At 34.8% G+C, this 21,726-nt stretch carries 23 protein-coding genes and 1 other RNA gene; 8 read left to right on the forward strand and 16 right to left on the reverse strand.

Annotation, left to right across the window (positions count from 1 at the left end):
• Positions 1–2 precede the first annotated feature (2 nt).
• From secY2 to lgb_RS05895, 8 genes are all read right to left on the reverse strand, one after another.
• Positions 3–1,250 carry an accessory Sec system protein translocase subunit SecY2 gene (gene secY2, locus lgb_RS05860; protein ID WP_019294051.1) on the reverse strand — a complete coding sequence of 416 codons (1,248 nt, stop codon included), beginning with the start codon at positions 1,248–1,250 and terminating at the stop codon, positions 3–5.
• Positions 1,251–1,279: 29 nt separating this feature from the next.
• Positions 1,280–1,459: a hypothetical protein gene (locus tag lgb_RS05865; protein ID WP_017370017.1), complete on the reverse strand. Its 180-nt coding sequence runs from the start codon at positions 1,457–1,459 to the stop codon at positions 1,280–1,282.
• Positions 1,456–2,802, reverse strand: coding sequence for an accessory Sec system glycosylation chaperone GtfB (gtfB, locus tag lgb_RS05870; protein ID WP_019294052.1), 1,347 nt, complete (start codon positions 2,800–2,802; stop codon positions 1,456–1,458). Before gtfB ends, lgb_RS05865 begins: the two co-directional genes overlap by 4 nt.
• Complete coding sequence (gtfA, locus tag lgb_RS05875) at positions 2,795–4,297, reverse strand: accessory Sec system glycosyltransferase GtfA (protein ID WP_019294053.1); 1,503 nt, start codon at positions 4,295–4,297, stop codon at positions 2,795–2,797. The genes gtfB and gtfA overlap by 8 nt, the downstream gene beginning before the upstream one ends.
• Complete coding sequence (locus lgb_RS05880; protein WP_019294054.1) at positions 4,284–5,312, reverse strand: sugar transferase; 1,029 nt, start codon at positions 5,310–5,312, stop codon at positions 4,284–4,286. The genes gtfA and lgb_RS05880 overlap by 14 nt, the downstream gene beginning before the upstream one ends.
• Before the next feature lie 19 nt (positions 5,313–5,331).
• Positions 5,332–7,659, reverse strand: a complete 2,328-nt coding sequence (gene secA / locus lgb_RS05885; protein WP_064305316.1) for a preprotein translocase subunit SecA — start codon at positions 7,657–7,659, stop codon at positions 5,332–5,334.
• Between the two features lie 647 nt (positions 7,660–8,306).
• Complete coding sequence (locus tag lgb_RS05890; RefSeq protein WP_004256982.1) at positions 8,307–8,741, reverse strand: universal stress protein; 435 nt, start codon at positions 8,739–8,741, stop codon at positions 8,307–8,309.
• 245 nt (positions 8,742–8,986) lie between these two features.
• Entirely contained in the window at positions 8,987–9,412 is a 426-nt protein-coding gene (locus lgb_RS05895; RefSeq protein ID WP_029345858.1) for a universal stress protein, read from the reverse strand.
• Positions 9,413–9,632: 220 nt separating this feature from the next.
• Between lgb_RS05895 and lgb_RS05900 the strand changes: the two genes are divergently transcribed.
• Both lgb_RS05900 and lgb_RS05905 read left to right on the forward strand, forming a co-directional pair.
• A complete protein-coding gene (locus lgb_RS05900; RefSeq protein ID WP_225210226.1) occupies positions 9,633–9,788 on the forward strand; it encodes a hypothetical protein in 156 nt (51 codons plus the stop codon).
• Positions 9,789–9,973: 185 nt separating this feature from the next.
• Positions 9,974–10,411, forward strand: a complete 438-nt coding sequence (locus lgb_RS05905; protein WP_019294075.1) for a DUF1398 family protein — start codon at positions 9,974–9,976, stop codon at positions 10,409–10,411.
• A gap of 432 nt (positions 10,412–10,843) precedes the next feature.
• On the opposite strand, the gene lgb_RS05910 is transcribed toward lgb_RS05905, so the two are convergent.
• Entirely contained in the window at positions 10,844–11,719 is an 876-nt protein-coding gene (locus lgb_RS05910) for a cation diffusion facilitator family transporter (protein WP_019294076.1), read from the reverse strand.
• 215 nt (positions 11,720–11,934) lie between these two features.
• On the opposite strand from lgb_RS05910, the gene lgb_RS05915 reads away from it, so the two are divergent.
• Positions 11,935–12,678 (forward strand): hypothetical protein, encoded by a 744-nt coding sequence (locus tag lgb_RS05915; protein WP_019294077.1) that lies wholly within the window; start codon positions 11,935–11,937, stop codon positions 12,676–12,678.
• A gap of 77 nt (positions 12,679–12,755) precedes the next feature.
• On the opposite strand, the gene lgb_RS05920 is transcribed toward lgb_RS05915, so the two are convergent.
• Complete coding sequence (locus lgb_RS05920) at positions 12,756–13,103, reverse strand: YxeA family protein (RefSeq protein WP_019294078.1); 348 nt, start codon at positions 13,101–13,103, stop codon at positions 12,756–12,758.
• A gap of 116 nt (positions 13,104–13,219) precedes the next feature.
• Positions 13,220–13,567, reverse strand: a complete 348-nt coding sequence (locus lgb_RS05925) for a YxeA family protein (RefSeq protein WP_019294079.1) — start codon at positions 13,565–13,567, stop codon at positions 13,220–13,222.
• Between the two features lie 401 nt (positions 13,568–13,968).
• Here lgb_RS05925 and lgb_RS05930 point away from each other — a divergent pair, with 401 nt between their 5' ends.
• The 3 genes from lgb_RS05930 to lgb_RS05940 all read left to right on the forward strand — a co-directional run bounded on the left by lgb_RS05930 (position 13,969) and on the right by lgb_RS05940 (position 16,496).
• Complete coding sequence (locus lgb_RS05930; protein WP_064305317.1) at positions 13,969–15,522, forward strand: glycosyltransferase family 39 protein; 1,554 nt, start codon at positions 13,969–13,971, stop codon at positions 15,520–15,522.
• 170 nt (positions 15,523–15,692) lie between these two features.
• Positions 15,693–16,232: a YagU family protein gene (locus lgb_RS05935; protein ID WP_019294081.1), complete on the forward strand. Its 540-nt coding sequence runs from the start codon at positions 15,693–15,695 to the stop codon at positions 16,230–16,232.
• 105 nt (positions 16,233–16,337) lie between these two features.
• A complete protein-coding gene (locus lgb_RS05940; RefSeq protein ID WP_165716880.1) occupies positions 16,338–16,496 on the forward strand; it encodes a hypothetical protein in 159 nt (52 codons plus the stop codon).
• Positions 16,497–16,590: 94 nt separating this feature from the next.
• Here the strand turns inward: lgb_RS05940 and ssrA are convergent.
• The 5 genes from ssrA to lgb_RS05965 form a co-directional block, all read right to left on the reverse strand.
• Positions 16,591–16,947: a transfer-messenger RNA gene (gene ssrA / locus lgb_RS05945) on the reverse strand.
• Between the two features lie 45 nt (positions 16,948–16,992).
• Positions 16,993–17,742 (reverse strand): hypothetical protein, encoded by a 750-nt coding sequence (locus lgb_RS05950; RefSeq protein WP_019294082.1) that lies wholly within the window; start codon positions 17,740–17,742, stop codon positions 16,993–16,995.
• A complete protein-coding gene (locus lgb_RS05955) occupies positions 17,739–18,626 on the reverse strand; it encodes an ABC transporter ATP-binding protein (RefSeq protein WP_019294083.1) in 888 nt (295 codons plus the stop codon). The genes lgb_RS05950 and lgb_RS05955 overlap by 4 nt, the downstream gene beginning before the upstream one ends.
• Complete coding sequence (locus lgb_RS10320) at positions 18,619–18,807, reverse strand: PLDc N-terminal domain-containing protein (RefSeq protein WP_019294084.1); 189 nt, start codon at positions 18,805–18,807, stop codon at positions 18,619–18,621. The genes lgb_RS05955 and lgb_RS10320 overlap by 8 nt, the downstream gene beginning before the upstream one ends.
• Before the next feature lie 24 nt (positions 18,808–18,831).
• Positions 18,832–19,167 carry a putative DNA-binding protein gene (locus tag lgb_RS05965; protein ID WP_019294085.1) on the reverse strand — a complete coding sequence of 112 codons (336 nt, stop codon included), beginning with the start codon at positions 19,165–19,167 and terminating at the stop codon, positions 18,832–18,834.
• Between the two features lie 307 nt (positions 19,168–19,474).
• On the opposite strand from lgb_RS05965, the gene lgb_RS05970 reads away from it, so the two are divergent.
• Together lgb_RS05970 and lgb_RS05975 are read left to right on the forward strand one after the other, a co-directional pair.
• Positions 19,475–20,173 (forward strand): response regulator transcription factor, encoded by a 699-nt coding sequence (locus lgb_RS05970; RefSeq protein WP_004256833.1) that lies wholly within the window; start codon positions 19,475–19,477, stop codon positions 20,171–20,173.
• A complete protein-coding gene (locus tag lgb_RS05975; protein ID WP_019294086.1) occupies positions 20,142–21,722 on the forward strand; it encodes a sensor histidine kinase in 1,581 nt (526 codons plus the stop codon). Before lgb_RS05970 ends, lgb_RS05975 begins: the two co-directional genes overlap by 32 nt.
• The last annotated feature ends 4 nt before the right edge of the window (positions 21,723–21,726 follow it).

The following is a 21,726-nucleotide window of genomic DNA, read 5'->3' on the forward strand; positions in this document are numbered from 1 at the left end:
TTTTATAATCCTTCAACTTCCGGTATAAAAGCACCATAATCATTTCGATGGTAGTATCTTGAAAACTGCACTGTGATTTCTCGCATCAAAATCATAAGTATGAGCCAAGTAGGAACGAAATAAGCCCAAACACTGATATGAGGCCAATAAAGAGCAGCAAACATAGGTAGACCGATTATCGTACAGTTTAGTGCGGCTGAAATCCCTGCCATGCGAGAGACGTTATGAAAAAGATAACGCTCTGTATTTTTTCCTGGATAAACGTTATTAAAGTAATCTCCACTTTTTTTCAAATTATCTGCAATTTCTTTATAATCAATATTGACATAGGCAAAACCGTAAGTCAGTAGGACCAAACTAATAAGAAGGAGTATAACACCCAAAATATGATCCAACTGCACCTGTTCGTAAAGAAAACTTAAGAACTGATTATTTTTATCCCAACTTTTTAGCATGAATAGAATATACTGCGGAAATAAGACTACACTGAAAGCATACATAAATGGCATTCCTCCCGCTGGATTTGTGGGAATAGGAAGGTAGGATTGTGCAGCGAAACGGTCATCCAACATCACATGCATCAAAGGTAACCGACGTTCTCCTTGATAAAATCTAAAAATCATGAAAGATATTAGCAAAAGAAGGGTAAAAGCTAAAAGCCAACCTAAAAGAGTGATGATACCATGATAATTCTTCACTAAAGGCTCCAGAAAGCGAGCAGGCCAATTTCGAAGCATGCTTACTAAAATAATGATAGTAGGTCCGCCTATACCATAATCTGTATTAAGATTGCCTAACCAGATAAGGACAGCTAAACCAGCTACGAGTATCAAAGCTAAAGAGAGATTACCAATAGGTTTATAGACATCTCCCAAAATTTCAACCTGCGTTATAATACTAAAACTCTGAACCAAACCCAGCAGAATACTAAAAATATATTTCATGCGATAATTTTGCTGGGGAGTGAAACTTTCAATATGAAAGACTTTACTGACCGTAAGCACTCTCCAAAAAATCATAGCTGACATCCACGGTCCTAGCCCTAAAGAAAACAATGACAGTCTGTCAATAGAAAGTCCGGTCATACTCATTGCAAAAGATAGACCAGCTGTTTTACGCGAAAGTTCATATAGAGCTTGAGCATCTATTCCAGGAATAAGTATATTACTCCCCAATATATAGATGAGCACGATCATGAGTGAAAAGAGAAGACGTTTAATAGCCTTTTGCTTATAAATTGTTAAACTCATCTTTTATGTTTTCCTTTTTTTTAAAATAATCATTTTACAAGTGTGAGAATTATTCTCAGAAGTCCAATAAGGATACCAGATAACAAAAGGATTGAGGTCGCAATCACAATTCGATTTTTTATCTGATGTTTTGGTCTTAAGCGTGATTCCTCTTCAATTTTGGCTTGTTTCTCTTGGATTTTTATTAAAACGGGATCTTGATTTTTCATTTGAGTACTTCCTTATAATCATCAATTGTCGACTGCCCAGATGACCACCATTGACTACCCAGCGCTTTACGATACGCTTTAAAATTCTTACCTACTTCACGGATTCTTTGGACGAGATTCATCCAGTCGTTTTGGTGGAAAATATTCTCTTCACTTGTATAGCGTTTGTTGTGAATTGTTTCATTGAATCCCAAAATAAGTTGATTATTCTCAAAAGCTGTACGAATAATGTGCTCAACTTCATTTCCGTGGTTAATATCTAAGTAAAAACTACTTTTTGAAATAAGTTTTTCTAGCTCTGAGTCATCCACTGTTGGATACAATTGCACATTTGAATAATTTTCAAAAGCATGTAATTTCTGAGACATTGTCGTTCTCGCTGCGATATTAAACTGATAATTTGGTAAAGCATCTAGAAGCTGGTTGAGTTGTGCAATTTGGTCAGAGTTGGTAAGAATTAGAATAGATTTATTTATGGATTTACGTGCTCTCAAATTGTAGAGATAGCCGAGATACTCAATTTGTACACTTGTTTGCTCGTTAATTTGTTGCTGAATTCGAATGTATTCTTCACGATTTTGAATCACAATACGTTTCGTTGGTGCAGCTTTATCAGATAATATCATCCGCATATTCCCTGGTATTTCAGCTGATTCTTCTTGCCAAAATAAAGTATGGTTATATGCCTTATTTGGTTTCTTAGCCTTTAAAGCTTCTGTAATGAAAAAGGGACGCCCGAGTGAATTATAAAATATTTCACGCGTATTGCTTTTGGATTCTTCCAAATAAAAGATAATGAAGTCAGTATAAGTTTCAAAAACATATTGTTTCTTTTTATAATTGAGTTGAATGGTTTGAGTGATATGGTTTATCAAAATCACTTCTGCTTGTTTTTTATCAAAATAAGTTGTCAAAGTCCGCTGTCCATCACTGTAAGCTTCTCTACCAAACAATGTTCCATATTGATTGTAAAGATCAATCGCTCGAACTCTTCCTGAGTCGTTCAGCCATTCTACGGACTTCACTGCACGATAGTCCGTTTTTCTTTGACTATAATTGATGTGCCCTCTTTTTTTATAACCTTCAAAAATCTCTGCTTTTTGCCCGTCCCCTTTGATTTCCCAATAATTAGGGAGGGAAATTTCATTAAAAAATTTAGGAGAATCATTTTTGGAGGAATTATCTTCTTTCATTCCAGTAAAAAAACTGATAGGTGAAGCGACATGTTCTGGAAGATAGCCATCTTCATTCAAAACAATTGTTTGATGTTTATATCCAGCCTGTTTGAGGGAACTTTCTAAATCTTTCTCTTCCTCGCGATAGTTTTCAAATAAGTTAATCATGTGTGACCTCCGCTTCAAGTTGTGCCCATTTCTTTTGAATATGAGAGGTTAGAAATGGTTGAGCAATGTGATAAGATGCCTCGCGAACTTTTTCAAGTGCTGTCTGGCTTTGCTTTTGATGTTTCACAATTGCTTCTGCAATTGCTGAAATATTTTTAGGTGTTTCATTTTTACTATAAGACACTAATAAGCCATTTACTTCAGATTGAATAAAAGTTTGATTGCCATAAGGAACATCATAGCCAATCATTCCTAAACCTGAACCAACTGCTTCTAATAATGTAAGTCCAAAACCCTCACTTGTTGATGTCGAAACATAAGTCGTATAGTTTTTATATATATTTTTTAAATTATGCTGTCCCATTAAATGTATATAATCACTCGCTTCGAGTTCCTCGATTAACTTTCTTAAAATCGGTTCATCACCACCGCGTCCATAAATATCAAGGCTAAGATTTTTTATCTGTTTTCGTGCTTGCACCGTTGCCCGTATAAGCCAGTCCAAATGTTTCTCGCTTGCTAAGCGTGAAGCAGTGATTAAGGTATTGGCTTTCCTTTTTTTATTGACCATGAGTTTATCAATGCTACCTACTGGTATTGCGTAAACAGTGATTGGACCTTTTCCATATTTAAAAAACTGTTGTTCCAAAACTTGCTTCTGAATTTCTGTGGCAGTAACGAAAAAGTCAATACTTCGTGCATTTTCGAACTGATAATCGTAATAATTGTTCCAAAGAATCTTCTTCTCTGTCGTTAACGGCGCATTATAATGTTCTGCATGAATAACGACACCAACTTTAGCTTCACCTTTAGCCTTGATGATTTCTGGACCCATTCCTGTCGAACGATCGATAATTAGAATATCCTTTTTAGTTAAACCTAGGCTTTCAACAAAATGAATCAAAAGATTTTCTTTAGAATAAATGGTTCTATCCTCAAAAATATATAAACTTTGTTCTCCATTAAGAAGCTCATCGTAGGCAGTGGAGCCATCTTCATTGAAGAAACGACGTTGATAAAGATTCGCTTGATTATTGACAGGTTTAAAATATTCAGAAAAGATTTTGACATAGTTATAATAATCCCTCTGAATTAAATTCCCATTGACAATCGTTTCTGTTTTGTAAACTGCCCCACTTGCTCCTGTTTTGTCTATAAAAGCTGTGACCCGTATGCCTTCCCAGATATATGAAACTAAATTTTCATTTTTCTCTATATGTTGTGGTTTATTTGCAAAGCTATTTTCAAGTTGTTTAAGTGTAAAAGTTGTCGGGCTAATTTTAATATTTGTAAAGTATTGATAGAGCCAAATAACTTCATGGTCTTCAAAACCAATATTTTTAGTCATTGGTTCCAAGTTTTCATGGAAAATATCTGTAAAAATAAATTTTGCCTCTTGTTTATTCTTCTTAAAAATATTGGAACGATAAGCTTGTGCATACTCCACTCCTGAACTGGCCCAGCCTATGCCAAGATTGAAATTATAAATGGTCATTTTCTTTTCCCTTTTCTAAAAATAAGTAATTTTGTATCTCCATAAGCAATTGTTTAGTGAAAAAACCTTCCTTCACAAGTGCCCCCACACGTTGCACGTTGGAACTGATTCGCATGTACTCTGAAGAGGACATGCATTTCACATAATCTATTGCCTCCTCAAGATTATTTGCCACTAAACCAATCTCTTGCTCTTCCACAAAGCTTTGTTTTGCTAAACCTTTATTAACAATAATTGGTAAGCCTGCAGCAAGATAGGTGCTAAATTTAAAAGAAGCGTTCATTTCTGAGTATTCTCGTTCAAATTGGTTTTCAATATTTTCGCTCCAAACTAACCCAAAACCACCTTTATTAAGTTCACGTAAAAGTTGATCATCATGTTGCCAACCTTTCATCTTTAAAAAGCCTCTTGCATTCACTTCACCATTGCTAAAAACTTCTAATGGTAAATCACTGCTCCATTCTTTCACAAAAGGAAAACGTGTAATATTTCCAGCAAATTTCAATTTGCGTTGAAATTTTGGATATTTCAAATTATCAATTCCTACCAAATGGTCCCAGATACCTTGTATTTTCACAGGGCTTGTCAGACCTCGTTCTCGTAGTTTTTTCTCCATTCGTTCCGAAGGCAATATTACTAAGTCAGCTAAATTGTAAGCCTCTAAGTACCGCTCAAATAAATAGTCATTATTTTGAAACATAAGAGGCACAAAATCATGAATAAAGACGACTAGTTTATCTACTCTTTCACGAAGTATTTTCAAAAAAACTTCATCAAATGCAATCCCGTTCCAAGATGGCATTTGAGCAATGGCCAAATCTCCCTGTGTGACAGAAGACAGCATGCCAATGATTCTTTTTTCTTTTTCCTCTGGTGTATCTTCACTCACCGAATAAGCCGAAACACTGATTTCTTTAAATCCTTCATCGTGTGCAAGCTTAGTAATCATATGTTGCGCAGTCATAGCCGTGCTTTGTTCACTTTGTCCATATAAATTTGTTATATACTTTCTCATCTATCCTCTTATCACTTCTCTAAGGAAAAGTTACGATAAGTTCCCCTTTCTTAATATCTAGCAAACTTAATGCAGCGTTTTTTAGAATTAGGAGTGAGACCTCACTTTGTCTTTTTTGGTAACTTCTTTGAGCCTCCTTTTCAAATTCAGCAATGGGCTTTTTTTGTGCTGTCGATCGACTTTGCACAACAAAGCGGAGTTGATTCATTGCGTCTACTTGATTACTCCAAGAATTATCTATAGCTTTCAGCATTGTAATCTGTAAATATTGAAGAAAAGCTCTATCATCGCCAATTTTTTCTCTTTTTGCTTGAAGATTTTCTTTTAAAACATACCTTATATACCATTGTTTAAGTTCATTTGTTTTCAGATATTCTTCATTAACATTTTTAAAATTATAGTCAATATGATCTAAAATAAAACGTTGTATAGTATGTGATGTCTGTCTCTCTTTAGTTGAAAAATAATCATTAACGACAATTTCTGCACTCTGATTTACGATTAATAAAGCTTCAGATACACTTCTAAGTTCCATAATTTCTTGACGCTTCTTATTTACTTGCTCTTTCTGCAGGCGTAAAACTTCATCAAATTGGAGAGCCTTTATTCGCTCATCATAACCATTTTGTTCTGAAATTTTTTGAGCTTTCCTAAAAGCACGCTTTACCTTATAATTACGAATCGGTTTTGTAACTTCTTTATATTTTTCATAATAAGTTTGTATGCTTTCTTGGACGAAATTTTTAATAACATCATCTTCTAAAGACTCAAAGGTATAAGTATCCCCAGGTTCTCCCTGTCTACCTGCTCGACCTTTGGCTTGTAATTCAATACGTCTATTTAACATCCGCTCAGTTATAACAACTGCAAGCCCTCCTTTTTCACTAGCTTCTTCCGAGATTTTAATATCCGTACCTCGACCAGCCATAGAGGTAGAAATAGTCACCGCTCCGACCTGTCCTGCTTCAGAGATAATTTGCGCTTCTTTAGAGCTGCTCTTTGCATTAAGAATATTATGAGGAATTCCTATATTAAGTAAATTCAAAGAATAAAGTTCTGAAGCATCAACAGACCCTGTAATGACGAGAACAGGACGCCCTTCAGCATGTAAAGAAGTTATTTTTTCAAGGCTTGCTTCTAATTTAGCCGCAAAATTTGTGTAACTTTTCGGTTTGTGATCAACTCGGATACTTTTTTTATGAGTTTTTATCATTTTTACTGGGAGATTATAGGTATTGATAAATTCATTTTCCGCAACTTTTGCTGTGCCTGACATACCAGCCAACTGTCGAAACTGACGGAATAAATTTTGATAAGTTATAGATGAAATCGTCTGTGTTTCATTACTTAATTCAACAAATTCTTTTGCTTCAATAGCTTGATGTAAGCCATTTTGTAGATTCGAGCCTTCTAAAATTCGCCCATCTTTGCGGTCAAGCAGTTTAACTTCACCCTCTTCCACAAGATAATCTCGATCTCGTTTTAATGTATGATGTGCTTTTAAGGCCAATATTATATGTTGGTAGAGTGTAAAGAACTGTTGATCAAGAAGATTTGAAATCGAAAAATATTTCTTCGCTTTTGTAATGCCTTTTTCTGTCAACCAAACATTTTTCTGTTCTTCATCCAATTTAAAATCAGCTTCTTTTTGGAGTATCGTAATGAAGGCATTCGTGTTCTCAAAATAATTGGATTGAACTTTTGGCGCACCTGAAATAATCAAGGGCATCTGCGCACTATCTAGAAGGATCTCATCTACCTCATCTAAAAGAGCATAAGTCAATGTCGACATAAACTTCTCTTCTCTTTTTTCAGCCAAACCATCGATTAAAAAATCAAAAGCCAAAGTTCCATTTGAAATATAAATAATATTTGCAGCATAAACTGCTTGTCTTTTTTTTACATCAAATTCTTCTTCCTCAGGATCACTCGTACCATTTGCAACTTCTAAGCCTAACCATTGATAAACAGTACCTATACGTTCAAAGTCCCTACTTGCCAAATAGTCATTCGTTGTCACTAGAAAGACAGTATCCAGATACAAAGCTTTTAAATAAAGGGGTAAGGTAGCCACTAAGCTCTTTCCTTCACCAGTCTTCATCTCAGCAATTTGCCCCTCATAAAGGGCTAAAGCACCGAGCACTTGTTCATCTGTAGGATATAAACCTAGCACCCTTCGATCTGCTTCGCGAACTACCGCAAATGCCTCGGCAATAATATCAATTTCTTTCTCATTATTTAAAATACGTTTTTTTAATTCATCGGTTTTATTCCTGAGTTCTTTGTCACTAAATTTCATTACAATTTCTGATAAATTATTTATTTTTTTTAGCAGCTTCTTGTACACTCTCTACTCTTCCTTCTTTAACTATTTATTCACTCGCATTTTTTAGACAAACCTTAATTTTATTGCCAATTAACCTGTATAAATAAAAAAATATACAGAAAAAATGAAATAAAATTCACTTTTTTGTATATCTATTCACGATATTTTTCTCAAATAATAATAGAAAAGTTATTTTGAAAGAGAAAATCATATAATTCAATAAAAAATGGGCTAAAAAATAAAAAAATATTGAAAAAAGCCCCTGAAAACAGGAGCTTCTTTCAATAAAATTAAGGTTTTTTTTACAGATGTTCATAAGAAAATTTTGTAGCGAAATATTATTTCACAAAAAACTTCTCATTTATCTCACACTTACATAATATCATATATTTAAAATGAACACAATAAGCAAATCTTTCCAAAAAACAAAAATACGAAAGTCCTTTTCTTATCCAAATATTTTTTTGCACTTTAACAGGATCAAAAATACAACAAAATTCGCTTTTACCTTTCTGACTTATAGGTTGTATGTCAAATGGAAACAAGGTTCTTCGAGACTGTTATTTAAAAATTAAAAAAGCCCTCGCAATACGAGGACTTGGGAGTTTTATGAAAAATTTTGGAACAAGTAAAGTATAACCTTTCTTTCTTAAATCAAACAAAGGATACTATTTTTTAACCACAATAACATTGCAAGGTGCGTGATTAATGACGTAATTTGTTGTTGAGCCTACTAAAAGGCGGTCAAACATATCTGTTCCGGTTGCACCAATGACGATTAAGTCAATATTTTTATCTTCTTCTTCTGCAAAATTAACAATTCTTAGTTTTGGCTTACCTGCGATTTCGTAAGTTTCATATTCAACTTGTTCGCGGATAATATCTTTACAGTTTGCCAAAATATCTTGCGCAAGTTGATCCAATCCTGGTGTTTCTACAATACCTTTATGCACAGCACCATAATATTTATTGATATCTTTTACAGTCAGAACATGTAGTTTTGCATGATTGAGACGGGCAATGCGAATCGCTTCATCTACTGCTTTGTAAGATTGTTCAGATCCGTCCACAGGAACCAAAATATTTTTATAATAGTCAGTCATAAACATTCCTCCTTTTATATCTTTCTCTACTTCTATTGTACATTTTCTTCCCCTAAAAACGAAATCATTTCCTTGAAAGCAATGCTCGACCGAAAAAGGCATAAAAGAAATACGCCCACAAAGTGAGCGCATTGAAGTGATAAGATAAACATCTTACTGGAATACTTGTATTATATCGCCACTTTCTTAAGTAACACTAAAAATTAATGCTTTTAAATAAGACTATGACAAGCTACTTTTTGGATCTATTTAACGACCAAGACATTACATGGTGCATGATTTACAACAAACTGGGTGGTTGAACCTAACATGAGTTTATTAATCATACCTGCTCCAGTTGCGCCAATAACAATCAAATCCATCTTCTTATCTCCGGCAAATTGGACAATCATATGTTTGGGCGCACCAACAATTTCATAACTGTCATAAGATACTTCTTCACCAATAATCTCCGCCGCTTTCTTCAAAATATCTTGTGCCATTATATCAATTTCAGGATTTTCGACGACACCAAAGCCTGTCATGCCATAATGATGCTCCATATCCTTAACAGTCAAAACATGAAGTTTTGCGTTGTTTCTCTTTGCTAAAGTAATTGCTTCGTGCACTGCATTATAAGATTGATCTGAACCATCTAGTGCAACTAAAATATTGTGATATTGTTTTTCCATCATTAGTACCTCCGCTTCATTCTTTCCTTAAGTCTATTATCGCTCTTTCCTCGTAACAATTCAAATATTTCAGTGAAAAATTAGAGCAAATGTTCAGGTTTACTTTTAAAAGTAGCTTTTTTGTACTTTTTAAAAGAATGTGTTACAATGATTATGGAATTTCGTTATGTACGTTATAGTGTCCTTTCGTCGATATAATATAGAGAAAGGAGAATGCATTATGACATTCACTAACAAAAACAAAAATTTCAAGTATACTGTATCTTTGGATACTTCAAAAGATATTTTTAAAGTATTTTTGGCTAATGATCCAGCTGTTTTTGGGCTTGGTCGTACCATCGAAGAAGCAATGCAAAACTTGGAAGAATTAGCATAAGGAGCTCATAGCAATGGATGAATATTCCTCGTGATGGTATCTACTTCACACGTTTAAGTAGATGCCTTTTTTTGTACTCAAAAATCTAATTCTCTTCCCCTAAATATATCCTCAAAAATTTACTTCTTACCCAAATTATGGTTTAATGGCATCATAGACATCTGAATAGAAAAGAGATTGTACACATGATTTCAAAAAATATTCAAAGAGCAATGCTCAAAGCAAACCATATCGGCGCTGAATCTAAGGGCTTCCCCTATCTAGCCGAATGTTTAAGGCAGGAAGGAATTGTAAAAAATATATGGTACCTCCCTTCTGGAGACAGCTTCTACTTTTCGCAAGCTGGCTCACTTGTAAATCCGGGGAACCCTTTAATTGGACGTGTTGGGCCTTGCCCAGATTTTGATCAAATTGCTCTGATCAAAAATATTCGTGCAAACCAAGCTGGTAAAATTTCCTTCCCTGAATTCTTGGTTTCACTTTGGAAAGCGGGCGTAATCCGATATGAGATTGATTTCACTACACGACAGATGAGTTATTTTGGCGCATTTGACCAAGTCTATCAAGAAAACTATCCCACTGTTGAAATCGAGACTTCATCTACCGAATCTTTTCTCCCCTAATTAAAAAGCTCTTGAAATATCAAGGTCTTTTTTTATTACCGACTATGCAGAGTGTGATGTTTTTTCATCTTCATAAGATAAACCATTATCACAGAAGTTTTGCTTCTCGTTGCCATTTTTGTTAAAATTCATCTATGATAAAAATTTATTTTAAGGCATTAATTCAAGCACTGCTTATTTTAGCAGTTTGCCTCTTTCTTCTTATTTATGTAGGCACAAAAATGCTGGCCTTCATTGCTTAAAAAATTTTAAGCTTCTTTTGCTTATCTTCTTTCTTTTTGATAGAATTAAGGAATGGTTAAAATTTTATTTACCTCAATTATTAAAGTAGCGATTGCTCTTTTCATCATTATTTCTTTTGGAATGATGATGTTAACTTCATTCTTACCTATCATGTAAGCAAAAAAGTACCGGTAAATTACCGGTACTTTTTTATTCAGGAAAAGGTTCTACGTGTACGTCAATATCAAAAACTTCAAACTTTTCGGACAGTTGTTTTTCAATTTCCTCAGTAATCATGTGGCTTTCCGCAACTGAAAGTTGAGCATCCACATAGATAACGATATCTAGAAAAATATTGGCACCATAAGTTCTTCCTCTAAGAAAAGGTACTCCTTTCACACCAGGAATTTTTAAAATATCCTTCTTATATTTTTCCAAATCTTCCTCAGGAAAACCATCAGATAAAGTAAAACTACTCTCTCTGAAAATTTCAGCGGCCGTTTTGATAATGATAATACCAATAATAAAAGCCGCTACTGTATCTAAAATATAAAAGTGAAGATAAGAAGCCGCAATTGCTACAGCCGCACCAATTGATGTATAAGCATCACTTAAGTTATCCTTTGCTGCTGCCATCAAAGCTTGCGAATTAACTTTTTTTGCTAATCTACTATTATAAATGTACACAGCCACCATGATCAAAGCAGAACCAATACCGACTAATGCAGATAAAGGATTTGGTGGTGTAAAAGAATTATTGACAATCTTTTCAAAAGAAGAATATAAAACTTCAAGCCCAACCATTAGCATGATAAAGGAAGTAATCATACTCGCAATATTCTCAAATTTCCAATGTCCATAACGATGATCATTATCCTTTGGTTTGCGGGCAAGTTTCAAGCCTATGAGTACGGAAACTGAAGCAATCACATCTGTAAAATTATTCAAACCATCCGCACGCAACGCTTCCGAATTTGCAAATATCCCCATAAATATCTTTGTAAAAGCTAAAATAATATATGCTGAAATACTAACCCACGCGCCCTTCTCAGCGATTTTCAGTTCTTTATATCTCTTGTTTTCCATATCCTTCTCCTTCTGAAAAAAGTAACCTTTCTATTGTATCATCGACTATTGTAAAAACAAAATGAAATGTTGTTTTAATTTAATCAAGAAAGTTTAGAGCATTATTTTTAGGTTTCTCACATCTTTTTTCCTTTTATTCTATAAAATTACTCTTTTACAGTAAAAGAAAGCGTACTCTTTCCATCTATGATATACTGTAACCAGGAGATTAATTTATGAAAAAAATTATATTAGTGCTTATTCCACTACTTTTACTTGTTGGTTGTGGAGCGGATAAAAAAGAGGATACTGCCAATTTTGCTCAAGATAAACAGTCAAGTGCTCACAGTTCCTCCTCTACATCCACTCCTAGTTCTTCTCAGAATACTGTCGCATCAAGTGAGCAGCAAAATAATTATCCTGAAGCTTTAGAACAGTTTGCTAAAGGAGACTATTCAAACTTTCATGGGCTCTATAAAAACAGCAACAATGACTTTCTAATCATCACCAAAGACCACATTGAATATTATTCTCATACCGGAAAAGATATTGGCTCTGTCATTATCAACGAAAGTACTTTTAAATCTAAGACCGAAAATCAACCCTTTAACCAAATTTATCTTTTTAATCAAGGCCAGATAGAGATCAACTTTAATGCAACAGCAGATAAGATTGAAACAATTCAGATTACAGATAATGCTGGTACTACTGCTGATTTTACTTTAGCTGCCCAACTTGACAGCAATAATTTTACTAAGGATACTGTACTTAATTATTTTAAGAGCTATCTTTCTAATCCAGATGATTATTATTTTGATACTGTGAATACGCAAGATTCTTTTGTAATTCAAGTTTTTTCAAAAGAAATGCGAGCAAATGGTGGGAGCGGAACCGTTGGTTTATACAAGGTTTTACCTGATGGCACTATTTATCTTGTAACTTATGATGTAGCAACAAATACATACCCCAAAGCCGAGTAACCAATTATTCCTACATTATAAATAATAAATAAAAAATCTACGTTCTTAGACCGTAGATTTTTTATAAGTAAATTTTTCTAAATTTTATTCTGTACTTTTTGAGGAATATCTTGCTTCTGAACTTCCTCCCAGCTGGTTACGCCTTTCTTATCGTTATATACTAGCCTTAAATAAGCATCATGTCTGAGATTATGACTTCCAGTGAATTCCATTTCTTTGGCTTCACCCTTTTCATTATAACCGGTCAACGTATAATAGTACCTCGTAAATTCTTGCCCTGAATCGTCTTTTTCTTTTTTAGCAACACCATCTTCTTGAATATGAACGTAGTAACTGTCGCCACCATATGCTGTGTGATACCAAGCATAACCTCCGCCGACAACAATTAATACAAGTGCCATGATTCCTACTAATACTTTTTTCATATTTCATACCTCATTTATTTTTCTTCTATAAAATTATTTTACCTTTATTTTTGCAGTTACAACTTACATTTTCTTAAGAAAGTAATGTTCATTTTTTATTAAATTTGAAAAACCCACTATTCATCAAGTTTATCTAATGCCGATCTAGGGATTTCATACTCTTTCCTGATTTTCCAGCTGGTTGCGTCCTTTTTGTTGTCCGCGTGAATTTCTAGATAAGCCCCAGCGTGGAGTTGTTGATCCGTTTCAAGATGAATCTCCCTAAGAGCTCCTCTAGAGCTCACTCCCTTTACCGTATAATTATAGTGACCTAAGGTACCAGCCGAATTTTTAAGTGTTTTCGTATTTACCTTCCCTTGAACATGTGCAAAGTAAATCGTTTGTGTATAGCTAATATTTTCCCAAAAAAAGCCAATGTCTAAAATTAAGAGTACACCTAAAAAACCAAACAATATTTTTTTCATTTTATTTTTCCATTCAACTCACAACATTAAGTTGCTAGCATTATTTTACTCCAAATTTGTCTAAAATAGACTTACATTATTGTAATAATCAAATTTGAGCCCCCTTAACTCTGGGCGAATTCGCCCACACAAACTCTTGATTTTATTTATGATTCTATAATTATTTCTTCTATATAAATGTCTCTTTTTTGTGTCTTTATTTTAGAAAATATTTTTAAAAAAATTATCAAAAATATGCAACTTTAGTCGTATAAAAAATTGCATAATCGGTATTTTTTATCTATAATACAGGTATAAAAGCCCAAGATTAAATAGACAGAAAATGTAACTCATTTTATCTCCAAGGGAATTTTCTGTTCAGTTTAAATATGGGACCACTATACTTATGGGAGTAATCATTCTTGATAAAGAATTCAAAAAAAATAATCACTAAAAAATTTTTTCTATATGAGGCACTATTTGTAGCAGCTTTTCTCTTGAGTTCTTTTTGGCTTTTCAGTGCTATTCGTTCAGAAAATTTTTCTTTAGAGCAAATTTACTCAAAAAATGGAGCTTATATCTTCATACTTAGCTTAATAGCATTGATCGTATCTTATCTGAATCGCGATAATTTAAAACATGGGTTATCCTCTGTTATAAGATTTTTAGGTAATAATATTGTCGCAGTATTTGGGATTATGGTTCTCTTTCAAATAGTTACCCTTTTATTTGCTTCAGGCCTCTCAGGATATGATGTTTATGGAGTATATCATGCTGCTATGGGCGATATAAATTATCAAAAATGGACCTATCTCCAGAACTATCCTAATAATTTTTTACTTTTCTTATTCATGAGAGTCGTTCATAGTCTAACTCTTTTACAACTTTTAAATATCATAGCAATAGATTTTTCTATAGCAATGTCATATTTTACAGCAAAGCATCTTTTCGATAAACAAACCGCTCGATACAGTATCTTAATTTTTATAGCAACACTCGGTTTTAGTCCTTGGTTTTTAAACACATACAGTGACACCTTTGTGTTGCCTTTTGTGAGCTTAGGGATGTTCTTTTTGACTCGATGGAACCAAGACAATATTTCGGCTCACTACAGACTTATATCTTTACTCTCTGCTGGTTTTTTCAGCTCCATAGCTTACTATCTAAAGCCCTCTGCAATTATTTTTGTGATAGCATACTTTTTAATTTCTATACTTAAGCTAAGAAAACTCAAACCTTTCTTTATCTCCTTCTCAGTCTTTATTATTGGTGCTTTAGTGTTTGCAATGCCTTTTACACTTTATAAAAACAATCAAAACTATGTTCAATTTGATAAAAATAAAGCGTTTCCTATGACTCATTTTTTGATGTTAGGTATCTCTAAAAATGGTATGTATAATGTACCTGACGTGAGACTTACCAGATCAGCCAAAACTGCTAAGGAAAAGAAAGAGGTGAATATTGACGTCTTCAAGCAAAGACTAAAACAATTAGGAACTCTAGGATATGTCAAATTCCTATATGGAAAGTATTGTAAAACTGTCCGTGATGGTGCCTATGCTTGGGGCGCAGACGGTGGAGGTAAAACTGGTTTCCTTGTCACACAGAATCTCAATCCAAGCAAAAAACTCTCACCTTTTATTCATTCAAATTTCGGAAAGTTTTTAAGAAGCTTTATTTATACTGATAGCAATGGTAAAGGTTATGCCAATGGAAAAAATACTTTTTTCTACAGGTTCTTTGCACAAATTATCTATATCGTTATGATTTTTGGGATTTTACTTTCAACTCTAAAATCAAGCTATGATTTTAAAGTTATGTGGTTACTTTTATCTATGATTGGACTTATACTCTTCTTGCTTCTCTTTGAAGGTGGGAGAAGTCGCTATCTTATTCAAGCCTTGCCTGTATTTGTTATCTTAGCAGCTTATGGATATCATTCAAAATTTAGCACTCAAGATTTAAAAAAGGATTAATAAGTAAATAAAAATCTAACAGTCAAAAACTCTGCTTACTCCTTATACAACTCACAACTTCATAAATAGATAAACTCCTACTGTGTAGGGGTTTTATTTATGAAGCTTTAGTACACAATCTTGCAAAGATTTTTTGTTAAAATATAAATTATATTAAAAGGAGTCATTCTATGTTTTCATTTACTATCCCTAGCGCTTCTCTTCAGGAAATAATTTTTCAAAGTATCTGGTATGGCTTTATTTCAGGTATGATTTCTGGAATGGTTAAGATTGGTTGGGAAGCAATCCTTCCACCTAGAACCTCTGAAAGGAATGCCACTAATCCACCCCAACGTATGCTGGAGCAATTTGGAATACCTTCTTCACTTACTCATGCTTATGTTTTGTATTCGCGTGATCAAAAAGTGTATTGGTTTTCTTTAATTTTGCATTTTAGTTTTTCCATAGTCTTTGCTACATTATTTATTTTCATTGCACAATATTGGCCATGGATTGCCCTTTGGCAAGGTGCTGCTTATGGAATCATCATCTGGTTCGTTTGGCATATCGTTTTATTGCCTGTGATCAAAACCATCCCTGCACCTTGGAAACAGCCTTTCGCAGAACATTTCTCAGAGTTTTTTGGACATATCGTTTGGGCATGGTCCATCGCTGCCTGTCTATATTATTTAATATCAAAGGATAGCAGTGGAATTTTAACAAACATTTAAGTAAATTAAGTTTGTGTTTTAAGTTTATTGTGCTACAATAAGGATAGAATTTCGTTATATTCGTTATAGTGTCCTTTCGATGAGAAACAAGAAAGGGGAATGCATATGACATTCACTAATAACACTAAAAACTTCAAATACACAGTATCTCTAGATACTTCAACGAATTTATTTAAAGCTTCTATGGTAGATGCGACTACTTCATTAAGTAGTCTCGGCAACACCATTGAAGAAGCCGTGTATAATTTAGAAGCGATAGCATAACTAACAGCGCCTATTTGATTAGGCGCTTTTTTGTATGAAAAAAAACCGCTCAATAGAGCGGTTTTCTAGTCTATAAGAATCTATATAAACTGGTCAATGGAGGCGAGGGGAGTTGAACCCCTGTCCAGACACCTTGCTACATCAACGTCTACAACCATAGGACTTTCTCTAGTTTAACAAATTTCCAAAGCCAGTCTCAAACAGCAGAAATTTGCGGTGCTTTAAAATCTCTTTTTTTATGTAAAGCCACCATAAAAACGTATCCGACTGAGGTTTAGAGCTTCAGGCCGCCATCGGCGAACGATCATCAGCTACGCAAGCTGGTGTTTAGGCAGCGAGTGCGTAAGAAGTGTTATTTTTAGCAGTTATATTTATCTGCGATGGATTTAGGTGACATCACCACCAGTTGCAGTTCATGCGCGACAATGCCTGTCGAATCCGTAACGCCCCCGTTACGGTGGAATAACTTCCAGACATTAATTATAGCACAAGTCATTTAATATTTCACGCGCAATGGTCGAACCAAGATAGCAATAATTGAGAGTACTATAATGCCAACGCAAATGCTGACAGTACCAAAATTAACTTGCCCTGGCGCATTTAACACATTAATTGGAGAAAGCAAACTTAGAGGCAACCAGTCGGAAATATCACTCAGTGTCTGAATAATCGAACTCACTACCATCAGTACTATTGCGGAAACAACTGCTAGAAATGCCTTCCGTGTCCAGACAGCAACAGCACTGCCAAATATGACCAAGGTAAGTAGAGCTAGACTTTGGAGCAAACTCGCTGAGAGCACTCTGCCCAACTCAATTTCAGGAAAGAAAACCCAAGTTACATATGTGGCACTTACCACACCTACCAAATTGCTCACTAGGGTTACTAAAAAGGCGAGGATAAGCTTAGGCGTCCATAGAATAAACGAATTACGAGCTACTGTTGAGTAGTAGAGTCCGAGAGAGCTCTCCTTTTTCAGCTTAAAAGTATCAGCAGTAAAGTAAACCAAAACAAAAAGGCCGATCTGAGAAATATTACTAAAATACGACTCCATCAAAGCTTTCCAGTTGGGATCGGGCATGAGAATAATCGTCCCTTCTGTCCCACCAAAAGTCGCCAGAAATTCCTTCATATAATAAATCAAGACAGGTGAGGTAATACCAAAAAAAGCAAATAAAAAGAAAAGAATGAGGAGCCGGCTATTGCGCCACCACATTTTCGTTTCCAAAAGAATTAATCTTCTCACTTTTCTCCTCCTGTAATCGCACGCTCAAAAGCCATCTCAAGACTGTTGCTCGTAGCACGATAAGTACTTATTTTTTGCCCAATATCCGGGAAAATTTGTAGCAGTTTCTCTGTGTACTCACTTTTAATCATCAATTTTCCCGTAATTTCAGGATAGAATTCAATATCATTTACCTGAAGAATATCCATGACTTCTTGTTTGACTTGCTCACTTTTAATCTCTAGTTCTGCAAACTCGTCCATCTGACTATTTTCAATGAACTGATAAAGTGTGCCTTGAAAAATAAGTTCCCCATGATTTAAAACAAGGAGACGATCAGCAATATTTTCAATATCTGCAAGAAGGTGACTGGAAACAACCACTGTTTTTTCCTGTGATACTTTAGTAATCAGTTGCAAAATCTCAATTCGTCCAATAGGATCTAGAGCACTTGTTGGTTCGTCTAGAAATATCAAAACGGGATCAAGTAAGAGTGCCACAGCTATTCCCAGACGTTGCTTCATCCCCCGCGAATAGCCACCCACTTTCTTATTGGGATACTCTGATAAACCGACTTTTTCGAGTGTCGACTCAATTTGTTGAAGGTCTTCTGCTTTTTCGTTCAAGGCGCAACTTTGTTGCAACACCTCTGTTGCGGTAAGGTAGGCAGGAAATTCAGGTGTGTCCGGACAATAAGCCAAAGCTTGATTCGCAAGCTTAATTTCTCCCTGACTAGCTTTATGTTGACCTAAAATCGCATGAATTAAAGTTGTTTTTCCGGCACCATTAGGACCAATTAACCCAATAATTCCTGGTTCTGCACTAATTGAGCATGTCACGTTTTTTAAAGCGTCAAAATTACCGAAAGAAACCGTTAAATCTTCTATTTCAATGATTTTATTCATATGTGTCCCTTCCTACAATAAAATAAAGAATTCCGCCTAAAGGAATCGAAATGATACAGACAAGTGCCCAAGCCCATCTTGGCAGGTACTTAACATGTGCACTTTTAAAAATATTGTAAAAACAAGCCCCTAAGTAGAGACAAACTAGCAAAATTAAAGGAACAATTATACGTGTATCCATTTTTTACACTCCATTCTTTGTCTTTTAAAACTCATCTTCATCGATTTTTTGAATTTCACGCAATATTGTTGTTAGGTGTTGATCCGATGCGTACTCTGCTAAAAGCTCATCAATCAACTGATTGCGCACCACATAATTAGAAAAAAGATGCAACTTCTCCTCATAACCTTCCAATACTTTTTCTGTTCGCTTAATATTATCATATACAGCTTGACGACTGACATTGAATTCCTCAGCAATCTCAGCTAAGCTATAATTATCTGCATAATAAAGTTCAATATAATTCATCTGCTTGTCCGTCAAAAGAGTCGCGTAGAACTCAAATAGCGTGTTCATACGATTTGTTTTTTCGATTTCCATAATTTCCTAATATTCTAAGAAAACACCTGATTTTTAATCGCTGTTTTCATCCTTATTTATAACTTAATTGTCCGTTATCTTTTATAATTTTATCATAATTATCGCCGTAATCATAAGGACATCTTCCCAGATTTGTAGCTTTGTTTTGAGATAGAAACTTGTCATGAACCTCAATGTCCCTAATAGATCAGAAAATCTCAACATAAATTTATGCAAGTCACGCAACTTCATCCTCTCTCAAAAATAGTTTTGCTTCCCTCAGTCGAAAACTCTCTTTGTCTTGTTATCAATATGTTATAATGGAGGAATGAAAAAGATTTTAATTGCGGATGATGATCGTTCGATTTTAACCTTACTTTCTTATAATTTTAGGCAGAGTGATTTTGAAGTGACCACAGTCAGTGATGGCAAACAAGCTCTGGATAAAGCTAAGAGAAATCATTACGATTTAATTTTGCTGGATTTAATGATGCCCGAACTCTCTGGTATTGAAGTGACAGAAATTTTGCGAAAAAAGCAAAACTTCACGCCAATTTTGATACTTACAGCGCGTGATGACGAAGAGATGAAACTGACTGGTCTTAATTCAGGTTCTGATGAATACTTGGATAAAGCAACTCCTATGAAGGAGATTATTGTCCGAGTAAATGCACTCATTCGACGCCACCAGCACTATAATAAAACGATTGAAAACGAAAAATCCGCGGAAAAATCTGGTATTAAATTTGACCGATTGGAGCTTGATTTCACTAAAAAAGTTTGTATCTTTGATGGACAACCTTTAGAGCTAACTAAACGTGAATTTGAAATTTTAGAGCTTTTAATTGAACGCTCAGGCGATGTGATTTCGCGTGAAGAATTGTTGCAGCACTTTTGGGGCATTTCTTCCGCTGCCGAAACGCGAACCATTGACGTTTTAATCAGCAAAATTCGTAAAAAGTTAGACAATCAATTTATAAAAACAAAACGAGGATTTGGGTACTACTTCTCTGATGAAAAAGATTAAGCTAAAAAATATTGTCATCTCGACAATCATTTATCTTGTTGCGACTGTGATTCTGCTTGTTTTTCTCAACATACAGATTCTAAAAACCGACACCAATCGTGTCTTGCACACTATCGACACTACAAAAACACTCCTCGCAGAAAATCCAAATTCTGCGCTTCCTAACAAGTTTCAGTATCTTCCAGCAGGTACACACAACCAGGAGACCGCAAAAATTGAAGAGGGTGCAGACTATGCACAGTCTGTCAGCCGTCATACTATTGAAATTACAAGCCCTATCCGTGTTGACGGTGTGATAACAGGTTATCTTCATGCTGAAGACAGTCGAACTTCGCCTTGGTTTACCAACTTAATGGTCGGTGGTTTTGCTTTAATTGTTTATCTTGCTTGTGCTTCTTACGTCTTTGTTCATGCCAGACGTAATTATCTTTTCACTCAAGATATTGTTGCTAAAATTAAAAATATCGAACGTAGCCCGCTCACGCAGAGTTACTTGATGAGCGAAAACGATGATAAAGTAACTCTGGCGCTAAACTCTCTAGGCGAATACATCCAAAATCAGATTTTATCGCACAGTGAAAAGAAAGAGAACATTTACGAATTCATTGAACTGTTTCAATTTCCTATTTTCATTTACAATGCTAAAGGAAAAATTCGTAAAACAAATGCTGCTTTCAAAAATGAATTTGCGGATACACATAACCTTGATATTTTCAGTCCTTATGCTGACTTTTTAAGTTTCTTAGTGGATAAGATGCTCAATCCGACAACACAAGAAAAGAACTTTTACTTTGAAAACATCAACGCTTATTATCAGGTACGTATTTCTCCTCTGCCAGACTTGGACAATCGTTTTTTAGTCACTTTACTTGATATAACTGCGTTTAAACGAACACTAAATGCCCACAACGAACTGATTGCTAATGTTAGTCACGAACTGAAGACACCTCTAACTTCAATTAAAGGATTCGCTGAGTTACTAAAAGACGACACACTTTCGGAAGCAGACCGTCACGAGTTTTCTCATATTATCAGCAAAGAAAGTTCACGCTTGATTGCTTTGGTTCAAGACACGTTACTCCTAACCAAGCAAAACATTCATATTGACAAGAAAAAAATCAATCTCTCCGCCCTTGTCGAAGAGATCTTAAACACTTCACAACCCTTGCTTGATGAAAAGCACCTGTCACTTCAGACAGACATTGCTCCTATCTCTCAAGTTACCAACCGTCAGATGGTGCATAGTATTTTTGAAAATTTGATTGAAAACGCCATCAAATATACAGATGACCATGGAAAAATCTACGTTGGTCTCCATCAAAACAAGAAAAAAGTTGTTTTCACCGTCACAGATAACGGTCCTGGTTTAACAGAAATTGAAAAATCACGTATCTTTGAACGCTTCTACCGCGTAGATGAAAGCCGTGCCCAAGTCACAGGAACTGGTCTAGGATTGTCTATCGTGGATAAAAACGTCAGAGAACTTCAAGGACATATTGAGGTAATCAGCGTGCCTGGTAAAGGAACGACATTTACTGTTACTTTATGAAAAG

Origin of the sequence: Lactococcus petauri (genome assembly GCF_023499275.1) — a bacterium.
Lineage (GTDB): Bacteria > Bacillota > Bacilli > Lactobacillales > Streptococcaceae > Lactococcus > Lactococcus petauri.